The organism is Luteibacter rhizovicinus (genome assembly GCF_004342265.1).
Classification (GTDB): Bacteria; Pseudomonadota; Gammaproteobacteria; order Xanthomonadales; family Rhodanobacteraceae; genus Luteibacter; species Luteibacter rhizovicinus_B.
The window spans coordinates 410,500-431,513 of sequence record NZ_SMCS01000003.1 but is presented as its reverse complement, the minus strand read 5'-3'; the positions used below and the strand labels follow the sequence as shown (position 1 = coordinate 431,513).

At 62.2% G+C, this 21,014-nt stretch carries 18 protein-coding genes and 1 tRNA gene; 11 read left to right on the top strand and 8 right to left on the bottom strand.

What is annotated here, in order from left to right:
- Positions 1-5 precede the first annotated feature (5 nt).
- Entirely contained in the window at positions 6-1,013 is a 1,008-nt protein-coding gene (locus tag EC912_RS10345; RefSeq protein WP_132143620.1) for an NAD-dependent epimerase, read from the bottom strand.
- A 254-nt stretch (positions 1,014-1,267) separates the two neighbouring features.
- Between EC912_RS10345 and thrS the strand changes: the two genes are divergently transcribed.
- The 9 genes from thrS to EC912_RS10300 all read left to right on the top strand — a co-directional run bounded on the left by thrS (position 1,268) and on the right by EC912_RS10300 (position 8,950).
- On the top strand, positions 1,268-3,169 hold the full coding sequence (thrS, locus tag EC912_RS10340; RefSeq protein WP_132143618.1) for a threonine--tRNA ligase: 1,902 nt from the start codon (positions 1,268-1,270) through the stop codon (positions 3,167-3,169).
- 29 nt (positions 3,170-3,198) lie between these two features.
- Positions 3,199-3,741: a translation initiation factor IF-3 gene (gene infC, locus EC912_RS10335; protein ID WP_132143616.1), complete on the top strand. Its 543-nt coding sequence runs from the start codon at positions 3,199-3,201 to the stop codon at positions 3,739-3,741.
- Between the two features lie 303 nt (positions 3,742-4,044).
- Positions 4,045-4,242, top strand: coding sequence for a 50S ribosomal protein L35 (rpmI, locus tag EC912_RS10330; protein ID WP_046966439.1), 198 nt, complete (start codon positions 4,045-4,047; stop codon positions 4,240-4,242).
- 16 nt (positions 4,243-4,258) lie between these two features.
- A complete protein-coding gene (gene rplT, locus EC912_RS10325) occupies positions 4,259-4,618 on the top strand; it encodes a 50S ribosomal protein L20 (protein WP_132143614.1) in 360 nt (119 codons plus the stop codon).
- 118 nt (positions 4,619-4,736) lie between these two features.
- Positions 4,737-5,729, top strand: coding sequence for a phenylalanine--tRNA ligase subunit alpha (gene pheS, locus EC912_RS10320; RefSeq protein WP_132143612.1), 993 nt, complete (start codon positions 4,737-4,739; stop codon positions 5,727-5,729).
- Between the two features lie 66 nt (positions 5,730-5,795).
- Complete coding sequence (gene pheT / locus EC912_RS10315) at positions 5,796-8,177, top strand: phenylalanine--tRNA ligase subunit beta (protein WP_132143610.1); 2,382 nt, start codon at positions 5,796-5,798, stop codon at positions 8,175-8,177.
- A 1-nt stretch (position 8,178) separates the two neighbouring features.
- Complete coding sequence (ihfA, locus tag EC912_RS10310; RefSeq protein ID WP_036140472.1) at positions 8,179-8,478, top strand: integration host factor subunit alpha; 300 nt, start codon at positions 8,179-8,181, stop codon at positions 8,476-8,478.
- The gene (locus EC912_RS10305) at positions 8,459-8,815 is read left to right on the top strand and encodes a MerR family transcriptional regulator (protein ID WP_132143608.1); all 357 of its coding nucleotides are present in this window, start codon (positions 8,459-8,461) and stop codon (positions 8,813-8,815) included. Before ihfA ends, EC912_RS10305 begins: the two co-directional genes overlap by 20 nt.
- A 58-nt stretch (positions 8,816-8,873) precedes the next feature.
- A tRNA-Pro gene (locus EC912_RS10300) sits at positions 8,874-8,950 on the top strand.
- 60 nt (positions 8,951-9,010) lie between these two features.
- On the opposite strand, the gene EC912_RS10295 is transcribed toward EC912_RS10300, so the two are convergent.
- The 3 genes from EC912_RS10295 to serA form a co-directional block, all read right to left on the bottom strand.
- Positions 9,011-9,487, bottom strand: coding sequence for a hypothetical protein (locus tag EC912_RS10295; protein WP_132143606.1), 477 nt, complete (start codon positions 9,485-9,487; stop codon positions 9,011-9,013).
- Between the two features lie 3 nt (positions 9,488-9,490).
- Positions 9,491-10,924 (bottom strand): N-acetylmuramoyl-L-alanine amidase family protein, encoded by a 1,434-nt coding sequence (locus tag EC912_RS10290; protein WP_165973564.1) that lies wholly within the window; start codon positions 10,922-10,924, stop codon positions 9,491-9,493.
- Between the two features lie 375 nt (positions 10,925-11,299).
- On the bottom strand, positions 11,300-12,535 hold the full coding sequence (serA, locus tag EC912_RS10285; protein WP_132143602.1) for a phosphoglycerate dehydrogenase: 1,236 nt from the start codon (positions 12,533-12,535) through the stop codon (positions 11,300-11,302).
- Positions 12,536-12,657: 122 nt separating this feature from the next.
- On the opposite strand from serA, the gene EC912_RS10280 reads away from it, so the two are divergent.
- Both EC912_RS10280 and pip read left to right on the top strand, forming a co-directional pair.
- On the top strand, positions 12,658-14,040 hold the full coding sequence (locus EC912_RS10280) for an FAD-binding oxidoreductase (RefSeq protein ID WP_132143600.1): 1,383 nt from the start codon (positions 12,658-12,660) through the stop codon (positions 14,038-14,040).
- Between the two features lie 61 nt (positions 14,041-14,101).
- Positions 14,102-15,058, top strand: a complete 957-nt coding sequence (gene pip, locus EC912_RS10275) for a prolyl aminopeptidase (RefSeq protein WP_132143598.1) — start codon at positions 14,102-14,104, stop codon at positions 15,056-15,058.
- A gap of 113 nt (positions 15,059-15,171) precedes the next feature.
- On the opposite strand, the gene EC912_RS10270 is transcribed toward pip, so the two are convergent.
- The 4 genes from EC912_RS10270 to EC912_RS10255 form a co-directional block, all read right to left on the bottom strand.
- Positions 15,172-17,964, bottom strand: a complete 2,793-nt coding sequence (locus tag EC912_RS10270; protein WP_132143596.1) for a lamin tail domain-containing protein — start codon at positions 17,962-17,964, stop codon at positions 15,172-15,174.
- Positions 17,965-18,113: 149 nt separating this feature from the next.
- Entirely contained in the window at positions 18,114-18,743 is a 630-nt protein-coding gene (gene upp / locus EC912_RS10265) for a uracil phosphoribosyltransferase (protein WP_132143594.1), read from the bottom strand.
- Positions 18,744-18,969: 226 nt separating this feature from the next.
- Complete coding sequence (locus EC912_RS10260) at positions 18,970-19,302, bottom strand: PsiF family protein (RefSeq protein WP_132143592.1); 333 nt, start codon at positions 19,300-19,302, stop codon at positions 18,970-18,972.
- Positions 19,303-19,371: 69 nt separating this feature from the next.
- A complete protein-coding gene (locus EC912_RS10255; RefSeq protein ID WP_132143590.1) occupies positions 19,372-20,871 on the bottom strand; it encodes an aminotransferase class III-fold pyridoxal phosphate-dependent enzyme in 1,500 nt (499 codons plus the stop codon).
- Positions 20,872-21,014: the final 143 nt, after the last annotated feature.

The window sequence follows — 21,014 nt, the reverse complement described above, 5'->3', positions numbered from 1 at the left end:
GCGTCTCAAACGCCGTAAAACTCCCGATACCACTTCGCGAAACGCTCCACGCCAACCTCTACCGACGTCGACGGTGCATAACCCACGTCGCGACGCAGCGCGGATACGTCGGCCCAGGTATCGGGCACATCGCCCGGCTGCATGGGCAGAAGACGCTTTTCGACAGTGTGCCCGAGATGCTTCTCGAGCAGGTCGATGAAATGCAGCAGTTCGACCGGCTGGTCGTTGCCGATGTTGTAGACGCGATACGGCGCGGAGGATGTGCCGGGATTCGGCGCGACGGGGTCGTATGACGGGTCCGGCGCGGCGGGACGGTCCAGCGCATGGATGACACCCTCGACGATATCGTCGATATAGGTGAAATCGCGGCTGTGCTGGCCGTGGTTGAATACATCGATCGGCTCGCCGGCCAGGATGCGTTTGGCGAAGAGGAAGGGCGACATGTCCGGTCGGCCCCAGGGTCCGTAAACGGTAAAAAAGCGCAGGCCGGTCGTGGGTAGCCCGAAGAGATGGCTGTACGTATGCGCCATCAGCTCGTTCGATTTTTTCGTTGCCGCGTACAGGCTGACCGGATGGTCGACCGAGTCTTCCACCGCGAAGGGCAGTTTGCGGTTCGCGCCGTAGACCGAACTGGACGACGCATAGACCAGGTGCCCGACCTCATGCTGGCGGCACGCTTCGAGGATGTTCACGAAGCCGACGAGGTTGCTTTGCACATAGGCGTGCGGGTTCGTCAGCGAATAGCGCACGCCGGCCTGGGCGGCCAGGTTCGCCACGCGTTCGGGGCGGAAACCTTCGAAAGCCTCGTCGACGGCGGCGCCGTCGGCAAGGTCGGCGCGACGATGGGTGTAGTTCGGGTGGTTCGCGAAGCGGGCGACGCGGGCTTCTTTCAGCGCCGGGTCGTAATAATCGTTGTGGTTGTCGAAGCCGAGGACCTCGTCGCCACGCGCGAGCAGTCGCTCGGTGAGGGCTGCACCGACGAAACCGGCGCTGCCGGTAACCAGAATGCGCATGGGGGGAACATCCAGCATGGAGCGGACGCCCATTGTAACGGACGGCGCCCGCCCGTCAGACCCCCGGATTTGACAGGTTCCGCGCCCTGGTCTAGCTTTCCCGCAGATAGTCACGACCAGAGGTGGCCCGCGGTAACGCCGGCCGAGTGTGCGACATGCGGACTACGCGCTCCCCAACCTAGTTTCCCGCCACGCCTTGTGTGTTCACCGAAGGGCGCATGGCGCCCTTTTTGTTTGTCCGAGAAAACGTCCCGATGATCCAGATCACGCTACCCGACGGCAGCAAGCGTCCGTTCGAACACCCCGTTTCCGTGCAGGATGTGGCCGCCTCCATCGGCGCCGGTCTTGCCAAGGCCACGCTTGCCGGCAAGGTCGACGGCAAGCTTGTCGATGCAAGTTTCGCCATCGACCACGACGCCAGCCTCGAAATCGTCACCGAGAAGAGCCCCGAAGCGCTCGATATCCTCCGTCATTCGACGGCCCATCTGCTTGCGCAGGCCGTGCAGCGCCTGTTTCCCGGTGCGCAGGTCACGATCGGCCCGGTTATCGATAACGGCTTCTACTACGACTTCGCGTACGAGCGTCCCTTCACGCCCGACGACCTCACGGCCATCGAGGCCGAGATGGAGAAGATCGTCAAGGAACAGCTGCCGGTCACCCGCTCGGTGAAGTCGCGCGACGAAGCCGTGGCGTTTTTCCGTGGCATCGGCGAGGAGTACAAGGCGGAAATCATCGAAAGCATTCCTGCCGACCAGGATCTTTCGCTGTATACGCAGGGCGAGTTCACCGACCTGTGCCGCGGTCCGCACGTGCCTAATACGGGCCGTCTGCGCGCGTTCAAGCTGATGAAGGTCGCGGGTGCCTATTGGCGCGGCGATTCGAATAACGCGATGCTGACGCGCATTTACGGCACGTCCTGGCTGAACGACAAAGACCTGAAGGCCTATCTGTTCCAGCTTGAAGAAGCCGAAAAGCGCGACCATCGCCGCATCGGCAAACAGCTCGACCTCTTCCACATGCAGGAAGAAGCGCCGGGCATGATTTTCTGGCACCCGAAGGGCTGGGCGATCTGGCAGGCGGTGGAGCAGTACGTCCGCGGCGTCTATCGCAGCAGCGGTTACAAGGAAGTCCGCGGTCCCCAGATCATGGACGTCAGCCTGTGGAAGAAGTCCGGTCACTGGGATAACTACCAGGAAAACATGTTCTTCACGGAGTCGGAAAAGCGCACCTATGCGCTGAAGCCGATGAACTGCCCGGGCCACATCCAGATATTCAATACCAGCCTGCATAGCTATCGCGACCTGCCGATCCGCTACGGCGAGTTCGGCGGCTGCCACCGCAACGAGCCGTCCGGTGCGCTGCACGGCATCATGCGCGTGCGTGCGTTCACGCAGGACGACGGCCATATTTTCTGCACGTCGCAGCAGATCGAGAGCGAAGTCACCGCATTCCATGCCCAGGCCATGAAGGTCTATGCGGACTTCGGGTTCAACGACATCGCCATGAAGATCGCGCTGCGTCCCGAAAAGCGCATCGGCACGGACGACGTGTGGGATCGCGCCGAGGACGCCCTGCGTACGGCGCTGTCGGCTGCGGGCGTAGAATGGGAGGAGTTGCCGGGTGAGGGCGCCTTCTACGGTCCGAAGATCGAGTACCACATGAAGGACTCCATTGGCCGGGCCTGGCAGGTGGGTACGATGCAGGTCGACTTCATGATGCCCGAGCGCCTGGGGGCCGAATACGTCGACGAGCACTCCCAGCGTCGGCATCCGGTTATGCTGCACCGTGCCATCGTGGGCTCGATGGAGCGCTTTATCGGCATTCTGATCGAGCACCATGCAGGCTTGTTGCCGCCCTGGCTCGCCCCCATACAGGCCACGGTATTCAGTATTACCGATGCGCAGGCCGACTATGTGCGTGAAGTCACGCAAACCCTTGTCGGAAAAGGCTTCCGGGTGGAAGCCGATTTGCGCAATGAAAAGGTCGGATATAAAATCCGCGAACATACGTTGCAGAAAGTGCCCTATCTCATCGTGGTCGGAGACCGCGAGAAGGAAACGGGGTCCGTTTCCGTACGTACCCGTGGTGGCGAAGACCTCGGCAGCATGCCGCTGGCCCAGTTCGTCGAACGGCTGGAAGCCGAAACGCGGCGGTGACCGTCGTTTCTGCAATTATTTGAATTCTTCTGGAGGATAGCGGTATCGCTACGACCGATAACAAGGGCAATCGCAAGAACCACGAGATCAAGGTGCCGCGCGTTCGCGTGCTGGGCGTCGATCAGGAGCAGCTGGGCGTCATGACGACCGCCGAGGCCCAGGCTCTCGCCAACGAGGCGGGCATGGACCTCGTGGAAATCCAGCCGAACGGCGACCCGCCGGTCTGCCGCATCATGGATTTCGGCAAGTTCAAGTTCGAGGCCCAGAAGAAGGCCCAGGCCGCCAAGAAGAAGCAGAAGCAGGTCGAAATCAAGGAAGTGAAGTTCCGTCCGGTCACGGACGTGGGCGACTACCAGATCAAGCTGCGCAACATGCTTCGGTTCCTCGAGGAAGGCGACAAGGTCAAGGTCACGATCCGCTTCCGTGGTCGCGAGATGTCCCATCAGGACCTCGGCCAGAACCTGGCTCGCAAGATCCAGGAAGATGTCGGCGAGAACGGCGTGGTGGAACAGTTCCCCCGCCTGGAAGGCCGCCAGATGGTCATGATGATCGGTCCCAAGAAGAAGATCTGATGAAAACGGCGCCCCAGGGCGCCGTTTTCTTATGGGGTGCGGCTCAGCACGAGACCGCCGATCGTCATCCCCGCGAAGGCGGGAACCCAGTGAAGACAAAGCGCGCAGCGCACGAAGACAGGATCGGCACGGCTCCGGCCCGCCGTACGAAGCCCGGACCCAGTGGCAACGGGCCGTCCCCTCGTGTAAACTCGCCGGCTCGCCCCATCTGGAAGGGGTTGAACACCGTACCCGGCAGGAAGGAAAGCGTGGTCCTCATGGCCCACCGCCGGATCAGTCAGTCACCGAATACGGAGCATTCCCATGCCCAAGATCAAGACCAACCGGGCGGCGGCGAAGCGTTTTCGCAAAACCGCCTCCGGTAAGTTCAAGGCCGGTCACGCCTTCAAGTCGCACATCCTGACGAAGAAGTCGACCAAGCGTAAGCGCGGCCTGCGTGCTCCGAACCACGTCAAAGCTTGCGACACCAAGAGTGTTGCTCGCATGTTGCCGTATCTCTGAGTCGGAGGAATAGACCATGGCTCGTGTAAAGCGCGGCGTAACTGCCCGTCGTCGTCATAAGAAAATCATCGGCCGTGCGAAGGGCTACTACAATGCCCGTCGCAAGGTATTCCGCGTAGCCAACCAGGCCGTCATCAAGGCTGGCCAGTATGCGTACATCGGCCGCAAGCAGCGTAAGCGTCAGTTCCGCGCTCTGTGGATCGTGCGTATCAATGCCGCCGCCCGTCAGTTCGGTCTGTCCTACAGCCGTCTGATCAATGGCCTGGCCAAGGCTCAGATCACGGTCGACCGCAAGGTCCTCGCCGATCTGGCCGTGCACGACATCAAGGCATTCGGTGCGATCGCAGAGAAGGCCAAGGCCCATCTGGCTGCGTAATCCGAATCCACGCGCGGCTTGATGTCGCGCGATGATGGATGACGTGGGGAGAAGGCCTTGCCTTCTCCCCACAACTTTTTTGGGGCTCCCGATTTCGGGGTCCACACCGGGAAAGTCGATGGAATCGGTAGAACATATCGACGCGTCGCTACGCGACATCGAAGGCGCCGCCTCTCTTGAGGCGCTGGACGCCGTACGCGTGGCCCTGCTGGGCAAGAACGGCGCGATCACCGCGGCGCTGAAAGCGCTGGGGCAGTTGCAGGGCGACGAGCGCAAGGCGCGCGGCGCGGAGGTCAATCGCGCGAAAGAGCGCCTGACCGACGCTATCGCGGTACGCAAGCAGGCGCTGGAGCAGGCCGAGCTCGACCACCGCCTTGCCTCCGAACGTATCGACGTCACCCTGCCGGGACGCGACGGCGAATACGGCGGTATCCACCCGATCACCCGTGCGCTGGAGCGCATCGCGGACATATTCGGTCGCCTGGGTTACCAGCGCGCCGACGGTCCGGAGATCGAGGACGACTGGCACAACTTCGAAGCGCTGAACTTCCCGCCGCATCATCCCGCGCGCGCCATGCACGACACCTTCTACTTCGGTGACGGCCGCTTGCTGCGCACGCATACCTCGCCGGTGCAGATCCGTTCGATGCAGGGGCGTCAGCCGCCCATCCGCATCATCGCGCCGGGCAAGGTCTATCGCAGCGATTCGGATCAGACGCATTCGCCGATGTTCCACCAGATCGAAGGACTGCTGGTCGACGAGACCTCCAGCTTCGCCGATCTGAAGGGCACGCTTGCCGAATTCGTCCGCGCGTTCTTCGAACGCGATTTCGAGATGCGTTTCCGCCCCAGCTATTTCCCCTTCACCGAGCCATCGGCCGAGGTGGATATCCGCTGGGATGCCGAGGACGGCTCGACGCGCTGGCTCGAAGTGCTTGGCTGCGGCATGGTTCATCCGAACGTGCTCGCCAACTGCGGTATCGATCCGGAGCGCTATACGGGCTTTGCGTTCGGTCTGGGTGTGGAGCGTTTCGCCATGCTGCGTTATGGCGTAAGCGATCTCCGCGCGTTCTTCGAGAACGATCTGCGCTTCCTGCGGCAGTTCGCCTGATCGCTTGTGGCCCGCCGGGGGCCTGGCTCATATGGCCGGCCCCGCGAATAAAGTGAGCACGCTTCCATGAAATTCTCCGAAAACTGGCTGCGCGAACTGGTCGATGTCTCTGCGGATCGCGCCGCGCTGGTTCACGCGCTGACCATGTCCGGTCTCGAGGTCGAAGAAGTCACGGCACTGGGCGAAAGCCTGGGCGGTGTCGTCGTCGCCGAGATTGTCGCCGCCGAAAAACATCCCGAAGCCGACCGGCTGCAGGTATGCCGGGTCGACGCGGGGCAGGGCGAACCGCTGCAGATCGTCTGCGGTGCGCCGAATGCACGCGTCGGCATCAAGATTCCGCTGGCTATCGTGGGCGCCACGCTGCCCGGCGGTATCGCGATCAAGGCCGCGAAGCTTCGTGGCGTCGAATCGTCGGGCATGCTGTGTTCGGCGAAGGAACTGGGCATCGACGCCGACGCGTCCGGGCTGCTCGAGCTGCCGCTGGACGCGCCGGTCGGACAGTCGCTCAGCGACTATCTCGGTCTGCCCGATGCCAGCATCGAACTCAAGATCACGCCGAACCGTCCCGATTGCCTTGGTCTGTTTGGTCTTGCGCACGATGTGGCGGCCCTGTTCGGTAGCCATGTGAAGGGCGAAGCCATCGTCGATGCGCCGGTCACGGCCAGCGCCACGCGCGGCGTGCGTCTGGAGGCAGGTTCCGATGCGCCGCGTTATCTGGGCCGCATTATCGAAGGCCTGGACGCCACCGCGCCGACGCCGTTCTGGATGGCCGAGCGGCTGCGCCGTTCGGGTGTGCGTCCGATCAGCGCGATCGTCGACGTCACCAACTACGTCATGCTGGAACTCGGTCAGCCCCTGCATGCCTTCGACAACGACACGCTTTCGGGCGACATCGTCGTGCGCCACGCGGCCCAGAACGAGCCGCTGGTGCTTCTGGACGGTAGCGAGGCGAAACTCGACACCTCGTTCGTGGTGATCGCCGATAGCGCGCGACCGCTCGCCGTCGCCGGCGTCATGGGCGGCAACGATTCGCGTGTTACGGATGCGACGCGTAACGTCTTCCTCGAAGCCGCGCATTTCGCGCCTGCGGCCATCATGGGGCGCGCGCGCAAGCTCGGTCTGCATACCGATGCGTCGCACCGCTTCGAGCGTGGCGTCGATCCGAATCTTCCGAAGCGTGCTATTGAACGTGCCACGACGCTGCTGCTGCAGATCGCGGGCGGCAGCGCCGGTCCGATCACGATCGCGGAGCGTGCCGACGACCTGCGCGCGCACCAGGCCGTCGCCCTGCGTCGCGCTCGCCTTGCCCGTGTACTGGGCATCGACGTCGCCGATAGCGAAGTGGCGCGGATCTTCGCCGCCCTGGGCATGACGGTAACGACGACGGCCGATGGCTGGCTGGTCACGCCGCCGAGCAGCCGTTTCGATATCGAGCGCGAAGAAGACCTGATCGAAGAAGTTGCCCGCATCCACGGCTACGAGCGCATTCCGACCAGCCTTCCCGCTGGCGAAATCGCCCTTGCGGCCGATCCGGAAGCGCGCCTGCACGAGATGAACCTGCGTGACCAGCTTGCCGCTCGCGGCTATTTCGAGGCAGTGACGCTGTCCTTCGTCAGCGCGGACCTTCTCCGGACCTGGGGTCTGGATCAGGCATGGGTGCCGCTGGCGAATCCGCTGTCCGCCGATCTGGCGGTTATGCGCACGTCCTTGTTGCCGGGCCTGATCGAAGCGCTGCGCCATAACCGGGCGCGCCAGCAGGATCGCATCCGTCTGTTCGAGGTTGCCCGCAGCTTCCATGCGACGGGCGATGCGCCGGACGAAGTCGGCCGTGTCGCCATGGTCGCCTGCGGTTCGGCCCGGGCGGAGCAGTGGGGCGAGGCCTCGCGCACATTCGATTTCTACGATCTGAAGGGCGACATCGATGCCCTCGTCGCGCACACGGGCGAGTCCGCGCGCTGGAGCGTCGATGCCGAGGGTCTGCCCGCGTGGCTGCATCCCGGGCGCTCGGCACGCGTATTGCGCGACGGTCAGCCGGTCGGTTTCCTGGGTGCCTTGCATCCGGCGCTGGCCAAGACGCTCGACCTCGCCAGCGACGTTCATGTTGCCGAACTCGCGCTGGAACCGATCCTGGCCCGGCGCTTGCCTCAGGCGTCGCGTGTGGCGCGTTTCCCGGCCGTGCGTCGCGATATCGCCGTCGATCTGCCCGAGGAGGTCTCCTGGGCCCGTGTCGAGGCGACCGTGCGTCAGGCTTTGGGCGAAGTACTCAAGGATATTCGTCTGTTCGACCGGTACGCCGGGAAGGGCATCGACGACGGTCGAAAGAGTCTCGCTATGGGCTTGATTTTACAGGACGCTTCACGCACCCTTACCGACGACGACGCGGACGGATGCGTAGCTAACGCCGTCGCCGCGTTGGAGAAGACATGCAAGGCAAGACTGCGAGGATAAGATGGCGCTGACCAAGGCGGAAATGGCCGAGCGGCTTTTCCTCGACGTAGGCCTCAATAAACGCGAGGCCAAGGAATTCGTGGACGCGTACTTCGAGGTTGTACGCGAGGCGCTCGAACGTGGAGAACAGGTGAAGTTGTCGGGTTTCGGCAATTTCGATCTGCGGCAGAAGAATCAGCGGCCCGGTCGCAATCCCAAGACCGGTGAGGAAATTCCCATCTCTGCCCGACGGGTTGTCACCTTCCGTCCGGGACAGAAACTGAAGGTACGGGTCGAGGGCTATGCTGGACCAAGGGAATAACACCGAACTACCGGCAATCCCGGCGAAGCGTTACTTCACTATCGGCGAAGTCAGCGAACTTTGCGGGGTAAAGCCGCACGTACTTCGGTACTGGGAGCAGGAATTCCCCGCGCTCAAGCCCGTCAAGCGACGTGGCAACCGGCGCTATTACCAGCGCCACGATGTGCTGATGATCCGTCAGATCCGCTCGTTGCTATACGACGAGGGCTTCACCATCACGGGTGCACGTGCTCGTCTGGAAGGTCCGCAGGCGCGTATGGAGGCTAGCATGTCGCACCAGATCGTCCGTCAGGTACGTCTGGAACTGGAAGAGGTTCTTACTCTGCTGCGTCGCTGATCCGCAAGGCTTCCGCCCTGGATAGCGAAGCTGTTAGAATGATCGCTTGCCGTATTGTCGGGGTGTAGCGCAGCCTGGTAGCGCACTACGCTGGGGGTGTAGTGGTCGCGAGTTCGAATCTCGCCACCCCGACCATTTCGGCACGAAATCAAGAAAAGGCGCCCCATGGGCGCCTTTTTTGTGCCCGGCAGATCGTCAGTTCTCCGGCGAAGGACGCGGCTGCAAATACTGTTCCGCTCCTTCGTGGCCAAACTCGAACAGTATCCGGGGGGTATCTACGTCCCCTGCCAGCACGTGCTCCGCTTCAATAGCGAGTACGCGGCGCAGTTCGGTGACCCCTGGGTTCGACGCGAGAGGCCCCAGGGATTCATCCAGATCGATGTACAAGGTGCGATGCTCGACTTCGAGTCTAGCGTGAACCTTCATATCGTCCTTCTTCCCTTCGAACTGCTGATGCTTCACACGGTGGGTCAGCTTACTGCTCAGGAATGCCTCCAGTTCCCTCGGATGCATGATCGCGTAATCCGAGACTTCTGGATCGGTCGCCGAGGCTGTGGTAGCCGCAAGCGTTAAACACAGAGTCAGCAGGGCCATTGGCCAGCGACATGCCTTTTGGTCTGTAGCGCGGCCAGTATGAACGCGAACGATCGTGGGGCGAATCATATGCACCATGGGTTACGCTCCGCCCTTGTTGCACACAAAGCTGTGCTCTGCTGATGTGATAACACCGTCGGTGTCGATCATCGTTAGCCTCTGCACGGCTGTGACCGTGTCCTGCGACTGGTACGAAGGGCAGTTGGATTCGTAGGCGAGCGGAGAGGGCTGGGGTAGTTCGTAGCGATCAGTTTTTTCCTTGAGACAGCTCCAGCCTTCGGGGCAACTCAGTGTCTCTTTGATCACCCTGACTGGAAACTGTGGATGGCCATTGAAATGCACTGCGACGGGCACCTTGCTGCCAGTGTTGCCCGGCGCGCTGACGATCTCCTTGAGTTCAAGCGGGGCGCAGGTTTTGCCTTCGGAGTAGAGGCGATACCCCTTCTCGACACCGCGCATCGACAGCAGTTGGAATCGTCGGTTAGTCAACATTTCGGCGTCGTTTGGATTCGTATGGAATCCAGCCTCGACAATCACGGATGGCATGTTTCCGAGACGAGTTTCGGCTTTGTTTCTTACGGCGTGGCCTTTGTCCGGAACGCGATAGCCCTTCCAGCGGTCATCCGTGTGAATCTGCTCCTTCATGGCACACAAGATGCTGTCTGCTAGTTTAGCGCTCTCGATTTTCTTCTCGTGGAAAAGTACTTGTACGCCCGTGGCTGAAGTCTCTCCGCCGTTCGTGTGCAGGTTGATCAGTGCTTTTGCTCCAATGTGATTTGCGTAGAGAGGCGTAGTTCTGAGGCCTTCATCGCGTTCTCGCATACTGTCCGTGGATTGCGGGAGCGAGTGCCATATCGCTGGCAACTCTGGATACAGCGCCTGAAGGTGGTACCGAGCTGAAAGATCAGCCCAGAGCCTGTTCGAATAATGAGGCGGTCCTCTGAATGTCCTTGCCCGTAAAACATCCACGCCGCTTCGCAGCTTCAATAGCTGTTCAAGCACGTCGGCATATGCGGGCGTCAGGTAGTCCTCTGTTATTCCGTTGTGTTCGTCACGTTGTGCGCGCCAGTCGTTCCACTGATAGTTGCGGTATACCCCGTGTCCTGCCGTCACGACAACCCGAGGGGGTGACTCCATCAGCGGACCAGTCAATGTAGAGACCTGCATGGCTGGCTTGGACTCAGGCTCTGGACGCTCTTCAGGAAAGTAGAAGTACATATCCTTTCCGCCAAAACGGAAGTCGATCAGGTCGAACGATACGACTCCCTCGAGCTGAAAGCGGATATCGTTTGAAATCAGATCTTCAAGGTCCTCCATTTCGGAGCCTCTGGAGAGCATTCCGTACTCTTCGCCAAGTTCGACAACTATCTCGTTCTCGGGGATGTCAAAGGAGATCAAGAGGTTGATGTCCTTCACTTGTTCGCTGAAATGGCGGGACGTATTTACCGTTCGTCCGATGTCATGAGTAAGCGCGATTTCAAGTTCGGCGCGGCGATCTTCGGTCAGCTGCGACATCGAAGTCTCTTCAGCCGTCACAGACATGCAGGCTAGGGATGCCAGCGCGAGCAAGAATCCGAGAACGGCCTTCCGAGGCTTAAAGTCGGTAGCCTGTACGAAAGCCTTTGTAAGTGGCCCTGAATATCTATGAATGTGCATTTTGTTGTCCCTCCTCCGTTTGCCGAAGTGGCAAATAAGCGTAGGAGGCACAAGTGCGACAGCTCAGTGGCAAGTGCCCGCTTCGTCGCGAAGACGAATTCCCGTGCACATGAGGGCGACACCACGCCCGGCCTTCCTCGGTATCCGAGTCGTAATGCGCAACACCGTGGATAAAAAAAAGCCCCGCCAATCAATAGGCGGGGCCTTCATTTACGCGCTTATCGCGATGCCGTATCAATATAGGACGCGTGCCCGCAACGTATCGGGAATCGCCGCCAGCTCGTCCTTCAGCGCCACCGCATGCTCTTCGCTGGTGGACACGTCGATCACGACGTAGCCGACCTGCGGCGAGGTCTGCAGGTACTGGCCATCGATATTGATCTTCGCGCGCGAAAACACATCATTGATGCGCGACAGGATGCCGGGAACATTACGGTGGATATGCAGCAGGCGGCGGCTTTCCGGATGGCCGGGCAGCGAGACCTCGGGGAAATTCACGGCCGAAAGCGTCGAACCGTTATCGCTGTAACGCACCAGCTTGGACGCGACCTCGATACCGATGTTTTCCTGGGCTTCGAGCGTGCTGCCGCCGATATGCGGCGTGAGGATCACGTTGTCCATGCCGACCAGCGGCGAGACGAACGGGTCGTCGTTGCCTTTCGGCTCGACGGGGAAGACATCGATAGCGGCGCCGGAGATATGGCCGTTGCGCAAATTGGTCGCGAGGGCTTCGATGTCGACGACGGTGCCTCGCGACGCGTTGACCAGCATCGCGCCGGCGCGCATGCGCTGCAACTGCGCGTTGCCGATCATCAGTTTCGTCTGGGGCGTTTCCGGCACATGCAGCGTGACGACGTCCGCTCGCTTGAGCAGCTCGTCCAGGCTGGCGGCCGGGCGGGCGTTACCCAGCGACAGCTTGGGTTCGATGTCGTAGAAAATCACGCGCATGCCCAGGCTTTCGGCAAGGACGCCGACCTGGGTGCCGATATGGCCGTAGCCCACGATGCCGAGGACCTTGTCGCGCACTTCGAAACTGCCGCTGGCCGACTTCGCCCAGCCGCCGCGATGGCATTCGGCATTCTTTTCGGGAATGCGACGGATCAGCAGGATCGTCTCGGCGATGACCAGCTCGGCGACGCTGCGGGTATTGGAGTAGGGGGCATTGAACACGGGTACGCCGAGCTTCTCGGCCGTCACGTTGTCCACCTGGTTCGTGCCGATGCAGAAGCAGCCGACCGCGATCAGGCGCTTGGCTTCGGCGAGTACCTCTTCGCTGAGGTGGGTGCGCGAGCGGATGCCTACGATATGCGCATCGGCGATGGCCCGCTTCAGTTCGTCTTCCGGGAGGGCCTTCTCGTGGAACTCGATATGGGAATAACCGGCGTGGCGAAACGTATCCAGCGCGCTGCGGCTGACACCTTCCAGCAGCAGCACCTTGATGTCCTCTTTCGGATAGGAAGTACGTTTCATGACCGCCGAGTCTGGGAACGAAAGGGCAACTATGCCAGATGCCGCGAACGAATGCGGCACCGCAGCAGTGGACGGAAGGTCGCGCCACTGGCAGGCTGGGTCCCTAACCATCCGGAACCCGCATGAACGATCCGCGCCTAGCCGAACTGTCCCGTGCATTGCCCGACCTGAAACTGACGACCGACTCCGGCGACCTGGAGCATTACGGGCGCGACTGGACCCGTCGCTGGCATCCCGCACCGCTGGCTATCGCCTTTCCGGCGACGGTCGACGAGGTTCAGGCCATCGTTCTGTGGGCCTTCGCGGAGGGCGTCGCGGTCGTTCCTTCGGGAGGACGCACCGGGTTGTCCGGCGGCGCGGTTGCCGCCAACGGTGAAATCGTCGTCAGCCTGGATCGCATGAATCGCGTCCTGGCATTCGATCCCATCGACCGCACGCTGACCGTCCAGCCCGGCATGCCGCTGGAGGCTGTGCATAAGGCGGCTCGCGAGCACGGGCTGATTTATCCGGTGGACTTCGCGGCACGCGGCTCTTGCCAGGTCGGCGGCAATATCGCCACGAACGCGGGCGGCATCCGCGTGATTCGCTACGGCAATACGCGGCAGTGGATCGCCGGTCTGAAAGTGGTCACGGGTACGGGCGAGCTTCTGGATCTCAATCGCGGGCTCATCAAGAACGCCTCGGGTTACGATCTGCGTCATCTGGTGATCGGCTCCGAAGGTACGCTCGGGATCGTGGTGGAAGCGACGCTGTCGCTTACGTCGCCGCCGCCGCCGTCCCAGGTGATGCTGCTGGCGGTACCCGCGATGGATGCGCTCATGCGCGTGTTCGCCGAGGCGCGCCATCGGCTGACGCTGGGTGCATTCGAGTTCTTTACCGACCGCGCCCTGCATCACGTGCTGGCCCACGGCGCACAGCGACCCTTCGGCGAGATATCGCCTTATTACGTCGTGACCGAATTCGACGCGCAGGACGAGGCCCAGCAGGCCGCGGCGCTGGAGCTTTTCGAATTCTGTCTAGGCGAAGGCTGGGTGACGGACGGCGCGATCAGTTCCAGTGAAGCGCAGGCCGCCGCATTGTGGCGCCTGCGCGAAGGCATCACGGAAAGCCTGGCGCAGTACCGGCCGTACAAGAACGACGTATCGGTGCGTATTTCGTCGGTGCCGGACTTCATGCGCGACATGCAGGCCTTGCTGGATGCGGAGTATCCGCAGTTCGACGTGGTCTGGTTCGGTCACATCGGCGACGGCAACCTGCACATCAACGTACTCAAACCGGCCGATGTCGACGATGACCGTTTCGTGGCCCAGTGCGAGCACGTGACGAAGCTTCTGTGCGACACGCTGACACGCCACGGCGGAAGCATTTCCGCCGAGCACGGCATCGGTCTGGTCAAGAAGCCGTACCTGGGCAGCGTACGCAGCGAGGCGGAGATCGCCCTGATGCGCGGCATCAAGGCCGTATGGGACCCCGCGGGCATCATGAACCCCGGAAAGCTGCTTTAGGTTGGCTATCGAGGGCCGGGGGCATTAGCCTTACCGTTCCCCCGAGACTTTCAAGAACGATATGGCACAGGATCAGCGTAGCCTTTACCCCGAGATCGAAGCCTACGACACCGGTTTTCTCAAGGTGTCGCCGCTGCACACAGTCTATTACGAGCAGAGCGGCAACCCGAACGGCAAGCCGGTCGTTTTCCTGCATGGCGGCCCGGGCGGCGGCACCAATCCGAAGTGCCGGCGCTTCTTCGATCCGAAGAAGTACCGCATCGTCCTGTTCGACCAGCGCGGTTGCGGCAAGTCCACGCCGCACGCCGAACTGACCGATAACACTACCTGGGATCTCGTCGCCGACATCGAGCGCGTGCGCGGACACCTGGGCATCGACCGCTGGCAGGTCTTCGGCGGTTCGTGGGGTTCGACGCTGGCGTTGGCCTATGCGCAGACCCATCCGGAGAAAGTCAGCGAACTCGTGCTGCGCGGCATCTTCATGCTGCGTCGCTCGGAGCTGGAGTGGTTCTACCAGGAAGGCTGCAGTGCGCTGTATCCGGATGCGTGGGAAACCTATCTCTCCGCTATCCCGCAGGCCGAGCACGGCGACCTTATCAGTGCGTATCACCGCCGCCTCACTCACGCCGATCCGGCTGTCCGTGTCGCCGCGGCGCGCGCATGGTCTGTCTGGGAAGGCGCGACCAGCTATCTGTATCAGGACACCAGCCACATCGCGTCCAGCGGGGAAGACGAATTCGCGCTCGCGTTCGCGCGGATCGAATGCCACTACTTCGTCAATGCCGGTTTCTTCGAAGTCGACGGGCAGTTGCTGCGCGACGTGGATCGCATCCGCCATATCCCGACCGTGATCGTGCAGGGCCGCTACGACGTCGTCTGCCCGATGCGCAGCGCATGGGATCTGCACCGCGCGTTCCCGGAAGCCGATCTGCATGTCGTACAGGACGCGGGTCATTCGGCATTCGAGCCGGGTATTGCGAGCGAGCTGGTGAAGGCGACGGATCGCTTCGCGCGCTAAGCCAGCCATATGCATAAAGAAGAAGGCCGCCAAGGGGCGGCCTTCTTGCGTCTGACTTGTGTAGGAGCGGGCTTGACCGCGATCCCTGCGAAGCAAGCCGTTTCAGACTTGCGTCAGTGATGCTGCTCCGACCCATTGCGATCGTCATGATCGTGCGACTGGAGAATCCCCAGCCCCAAAGGCAACGCCAGCAGATCGACCACGAAGCCATCGTGGTCCGACGCACCGATCGCCTTGCGCCAGTCGGTGGCCTTCGCCGAATCGTCCAGCGACTGGACCGGAGCGTCCAGATCCGCGCGGCCATACTGCATGCGCAGGAAGCGGGCACGCGCGGCATTGTTCAGCAGCGCGTGATCCAGTACCTGATGCGTCGGAACCTCGCGGCCGTTCGTGCCCGTATAGCCCTGGATCGCACCGAACTTCTCAGTGAACAGGAACGAGTAGCGATCGTTGCGCGGCACCGATTCCACGGCGTTCCACAGCGCCGGCTTGACGATGTTCGCGCCCAGCTTCAACAGGTTCTGAGTGTCGTCGTAGCGGCCGGCGATCAGGTTCACCATGTCGACGAAGCCATCACTGAACTCATAGGAGTTGAAGTCGCCGACGACGAGCAGCGGAATCTGCGCCGTCGTACGATCGGTCTGCAATGCCTGCACCTGCGTCGCCAGCGACTTGGCTTGCAGGAAACGCTTCATGCGATCGCGGTCGGCGGTGGTTCCCGTCTTGTCGACGTTCTGCCGTGCCTTGGTGTGCACTGAGATCACGTTGACGCGCATGCGGCCGGCGCTCGGCACTTCGGCGGTCAGCAGCAGAGGCGGATGGTCGTGGATGAACGACGTGCCACCCTGGTCCTGCCAGGTCTCGTCGGCGGCAAGCTGGCGCACGCCGAGCACGCGTACGCGGTCGCTGCGTACGAGGAAACCGACGTTGATACCGCTCGGGTCGTGACCCGGAATCAGGTACGCCTCGTAGCGGGCCGGATAGTCGTCGCCAAGCTGCTTGGCCAGGCCTTGCAGGACGGCGAGGCTCTTCACTTCCTCGACGGAAAGAATGTCCGGAAGTTTGAGCACGCTGCCGACATAGGCCGAAAGACGCTGCGTCTTGAGCTTCACTTCATCGGCAGTCGGCTCGGTGCTGCCGCCGCTGCAGGTAAACGTCGTATTGAATTCCGTATCGCAGAAACGCTCGGTATTCAGCGCGCCGACGCGTACGGCGAAGAACGGTTTCGGATCGACCGGACGGGGCAGGGGCGCCGCATGCACGATCTGGATCTTCGTCGGAATGAATGTATACGCGCCGAAGTCGTAGGAGATCACGCCTTCCGCACGGAACGTCGTGCCAGCGACGAAGGGTGTATTGGCGGCCACGGCGCCGAAGTCGGCCGTGTTCATCTTCAGCACTTCGGGGTTGCCCGACCAGTTCGGCAGCGTGACGCCATCGGGAACGGGAACGGTGTAACGGACGCCCGGCTTGCGCAGCGAACGCTGTCCGTTGGCGGTAATGAACACCTCGGCGAACGGCTCGCTGCTGAAGCGCCGGTTGCCGGTGGTGATCATGCCGTCGTCGATCGTGACGCGCATGCCGACGAAACACTGGAAGTTCGTCTCGCCGCAGGAAAGCGCAGTCGGATCGGCCGAAGGCGTCCGGTTGCCGAACGCGATGGCGCGCGGCAGGCGGGCACGTTTACTGGTGACCGTGACCGTGGCCGATTTCAGTTCCGGCAGGTTGTAGTAGTTGTCCACCGTAGCGTCGACGTCGACCACATCGCCGATGGCGACGGTCGGCTGGGTGCTGGTGAAGACATAGATGCCGTTCGAGGTCAGGGCATCGTCGTCGGCACGCGCATCTGGTGTCTGGATGGTGAAGCCGGCCGGACCGACGGCGGTGACGATATTGCCGTGCGTGGTGACGCGCTTTCCGAGCAACGGCGAAATCTGTCCGCGACCCTGGATCTGCCAGATCTCCGCGTTGACCGGAATCTGGTTGAGGATCGCGCCGATGGCACCGCCCTTCGCGATGGTCGCATCGCCAGTGACATTGTCGAGATTGACGCGGAAGGCTTTGTCCGGACCTGCCGTCGACTTGCCATGCACCACGACATCGAAGGCTGCGGTTGTCGTACCTGCCGGCAACGTCAGCGTTGTATCGACAGCATCGTAGTCGCCCGCGGCGACAGTCGCCGTGTCGTCGGCGGTCGCGGCATGAACCGTGATATCGGCGGGGGAAGGCTCGCTCAGCGTGACCGTGAACGGCATGCGGACATCGCTGGCATTCGTGATGCCGACGGTGGCGTCCGCGATGCTCAGACTGCGACCCTGCGCAACGCAGGTCGATCCGCTGTTGTGCGGCACGGTGGGTGCGACCTTCACGAAGTCGGCACTGTTGTCGCCAGTGTTCTGCGGAACGCCCGCGGCATTCGTCTTGCGGCCGTAGCCCTGGTCGGTATTCGAACTACCGAGACTGGCAAGCGGCGTGCCGGCTTTATAGGCCGAACCGGCGCTGAGGCCGATCTGGTCGACGATCTGGCCGGTGGCGGAGAGCAGTGCGAGGCCACCATCGTCGGTGACACCCGTGCCGTACTTCAGGTCCGGTACGACGCTGCCCGAATATCCGGCGCTGCCGGAATTGGCCAGCAGCAGATAGCAGCCCGGCGCGACCGAGATGCCCGCCGGAAAGGTCAGGCGTGTGCCGGTCGTGCCACTCGCATTGGACGCATTGAGTTTGTAACCGCTGAGGTCGAGCGGCGTGACGCCGCTGTTATAGACCTCGACGAATTCGTCATTGCCGCCCGCCGGGCCGCGAAGGCGGAACTGGCTGACGGTGAGATCGGCCGCTTGCAGCGGCAATATGACAAGCAGTCCTGCCAGCGCCGCCCATGAGGCGCGCCACGTGTGTTTCGAACGCATTCGATTGTCCCCTCGATGTTTGATCGATCGATTCGCGGGAAACCGGAACAGCGCGCACGGATCCCCGCGTCGCGTTCCCCCTGACCGGGCGCCGCAACACGAAGTTTGCCGTAAGTTTGTGACAGGGAAGTGAGGAGTGGCTCCCGGCCTTACTGCTTGGTCCCGAAGATCTTGTCGCCCGCGTCGCCCAGGCCCGGCAGGATGTAGCCCAGTTCGTTCAGGCGTTCGTCGATCGATGCCGTGTAGATCTCGATATCGGGATGCACGGCTTCGATGCGCGCAAGCCCTTCCGGTGCCGCAACCAGGAACAGGCCTTTGATGCGCTTTGCGCCAGCGGCCTTGAGCATGTCGACGGTGGCGATGAGCGTACCGGCCGTGGCCAGCATCGGGTCGACGATGAGGGCGGTGCGTTCGTCCATCCGGCCGCTCAGCTTCTCGTAGTACGTCACGGGCTTCAGGGTTTCTTCGTCGCGCTGCAGGCCGACCACACTGACCTTGGCCGAGGGAATGAGATCGAGGACGCCGGGCAGCATGCCGATGCCTGCACGCAGGATGGGCACGATGGTGATCTTCTTGCCCTTGATATGTTTGACCTCCACCGGGCCGGCCCAGCCGTCGATGGTTTTCGTCTCGGTTTCGAGATCCGCCGTGGCCTCGTAGGTCAGCAGGGAGGCGACTTCGGAGGCTAGTTCGCGAAACTCCTTCGTGCTGATACCGGCCCGGCGCATGAGGCCGAGCTTGTGCTGGATGAGGGGGTGGCGAACTTCGACGATTTTCATGCGGGAACCGGGCAGGGCAAAGCGGCATTGTGCCATTGCCGGATCGTTTCGACGGAATCCGAGACTGTGGGAGCGCGCCTGCGCGCGAAAGCCAACGGAGCGATGAAGCGGAATCGCATCCATCGCTAGCCCGTGTTCCCGGCTGCGGATGCTGTTCATTGCATCCGCGCTCCGTTGGCTTTCGCGCGCAGGCGCGCTCCCACAGGGAGCCGACCGCTTGGTTTTGTCAGCCCTTGAGGCAGGTGCTCATGAACTTCTTGCGATCGTCGCCTTTCAGCGCCTTGGCCGATGCGTCTTTGTTGCAAGTGACCATCTTTTGCTGCTGGGTCGTTTTTGCAGGGGCGGCGGTGGTGCTTTCGCCCTTCAGGCAGTGGCTCATGAACTCTTTGCGAGTGTCGCCTTTCTTCCCCGTGGCTTCCGTGTTGCAGGAGGACATGCGCTGTTGCTGCGGAGTAAGTTCTTTCTTGGGCTGGGTCTGCGCGGCCTGCGGGGCGGCGAGTGCGGTGGCCGAGGCGGCGAGCAGAACGGTAGTACAGACAAGACGAAGATACGAACGCATGACGACCCTCTCCCATGGCGCCGGCCGATGCCGGCGCAGAAGAGTCTACGCCGGAATCGGTCTAATCTGTCAGGCGGCCTTGGATTCCGCCGCCTTACGCGGACCTTCCCGAAGTGCATGGCGAACCTGCTCGACGATCAGGTCCACTTCCGCGCTGGTTACGTTGAAATGCGGCGTGAAACGCAGCGAATTGACGCCGCCATGGATGACGCCGACGCCGCGCTCGCGCATGTATTCCTCGGTGGAACCGGCGCCGAAGCACTTGAACTCGGGGGCCAGCTCGCAGGAGAACAGCAGCCCCGTACCCTGCACGCGGGTAATCAGGCCGCCCAGTTCGTCCTTAAGCGCATTGAGCTTGTCGACGAATTCCTTGCCGCGTTCGCGTATGTTGGCCCGGACCTCGTCGGTCAGCGCCGCCATGGTGGCCACGGCGACGTCCAGCGCGCGCGGGTTGGCCGTCATGGTGTTGCCGTAAATGCCCTTGCGGTACAGGCCCGCCACACGCTCGGAGACGGCGAGCACCGAGAGCGGATACTGGCCGGCGTTGAGCGCCTTGGAGAACGTTTCCAGGTCGGGCGGATCGAGCGATTCGAAGCCCGGGTAATCGATGATCGAAAGCACGCCATGCGCGCGCAGACCTGCCTGGATCGAATCGACCAGCAACAGGGTGCCGTGCTCTATCGTGAGTTCGCGTGCCGCCTGGTAGAACTCCGGCGTAAGTGCGCGGCCCGGATCGCCTTCGCCCATGACCGGCTCGAGGAACATGGCCTCGATGAACCAGCCATTGCGTTCGGCGTCGGCGAATACCGATTTCAGCTGCGCGACGTTATAGGGATCGACCGTGATCAGGGTGTCTTCGTTGCGGAAGCTCGCCAGATACTGCTGGTAGTTGCGACGCGACGAATCGGAATAGATGGCGGGGCGTTCCGTCCGGCCGTGGAACGCACCCTTCACGGCGAGACGCTTGATCGTACGTCCCGCGTGACGAGCGCCGGGATCGGTCATCAGGCGCGCGTTGACGTCGGCGATGCGGCCGGCCAGCGTGACGGACTCGGACCCGGAGTTAAGGCAAAGGAAGTGCGAGTACGGACTGCCGCCCCGGCGATGGCCCAGTTCCCGGCGCAGCGCATCGGTGAACCGAAGCTGGGCGACGTTCGCCGTCATGACATTGGCCATGACCTGCGGGCCCGACATGGCTTCGATGATGGCTTTGGGATTGTGGCCGAAACCGAGCATGCCGTAGCCACCGTTGTCGTGCACCACGGCGCCCTTCAGCGTAACGACCCACGGGCCGCCGGCGGCAGCCGGCATATACGGGTTCAGGCCGTCTTCGGGATAGAAATTGACGATGCCTGCCTGGACGCGCTGGATCTGCTCGGCTTCGTCCAGTTTAAGGAAGTCGGACATATCCGCACGCAGCGCGCGGTGGTATTCGACGGCGGCAGCAATGGCCTCGCCCAGCGTCGCATCGATCGACGCGAAGCGCTCGATGGTCGCGTCGTCCAGACCGTGCGTGCGCGGCGTACCGCCGAAATCGCGCAGTTCGCGCAGCTGACCGATCACGTCCATAACCCACTCCTCGTCATTGGAACGCGGCGACGAATACTCTCGTTATGCCGCTAAGTGTATATATGTAAAGGATTTCTTTCCTGAGCATATCACTCCGGTTCAAGCGGCGTAACCCCCGGGTGACGCTTGTCACATTCGCACAA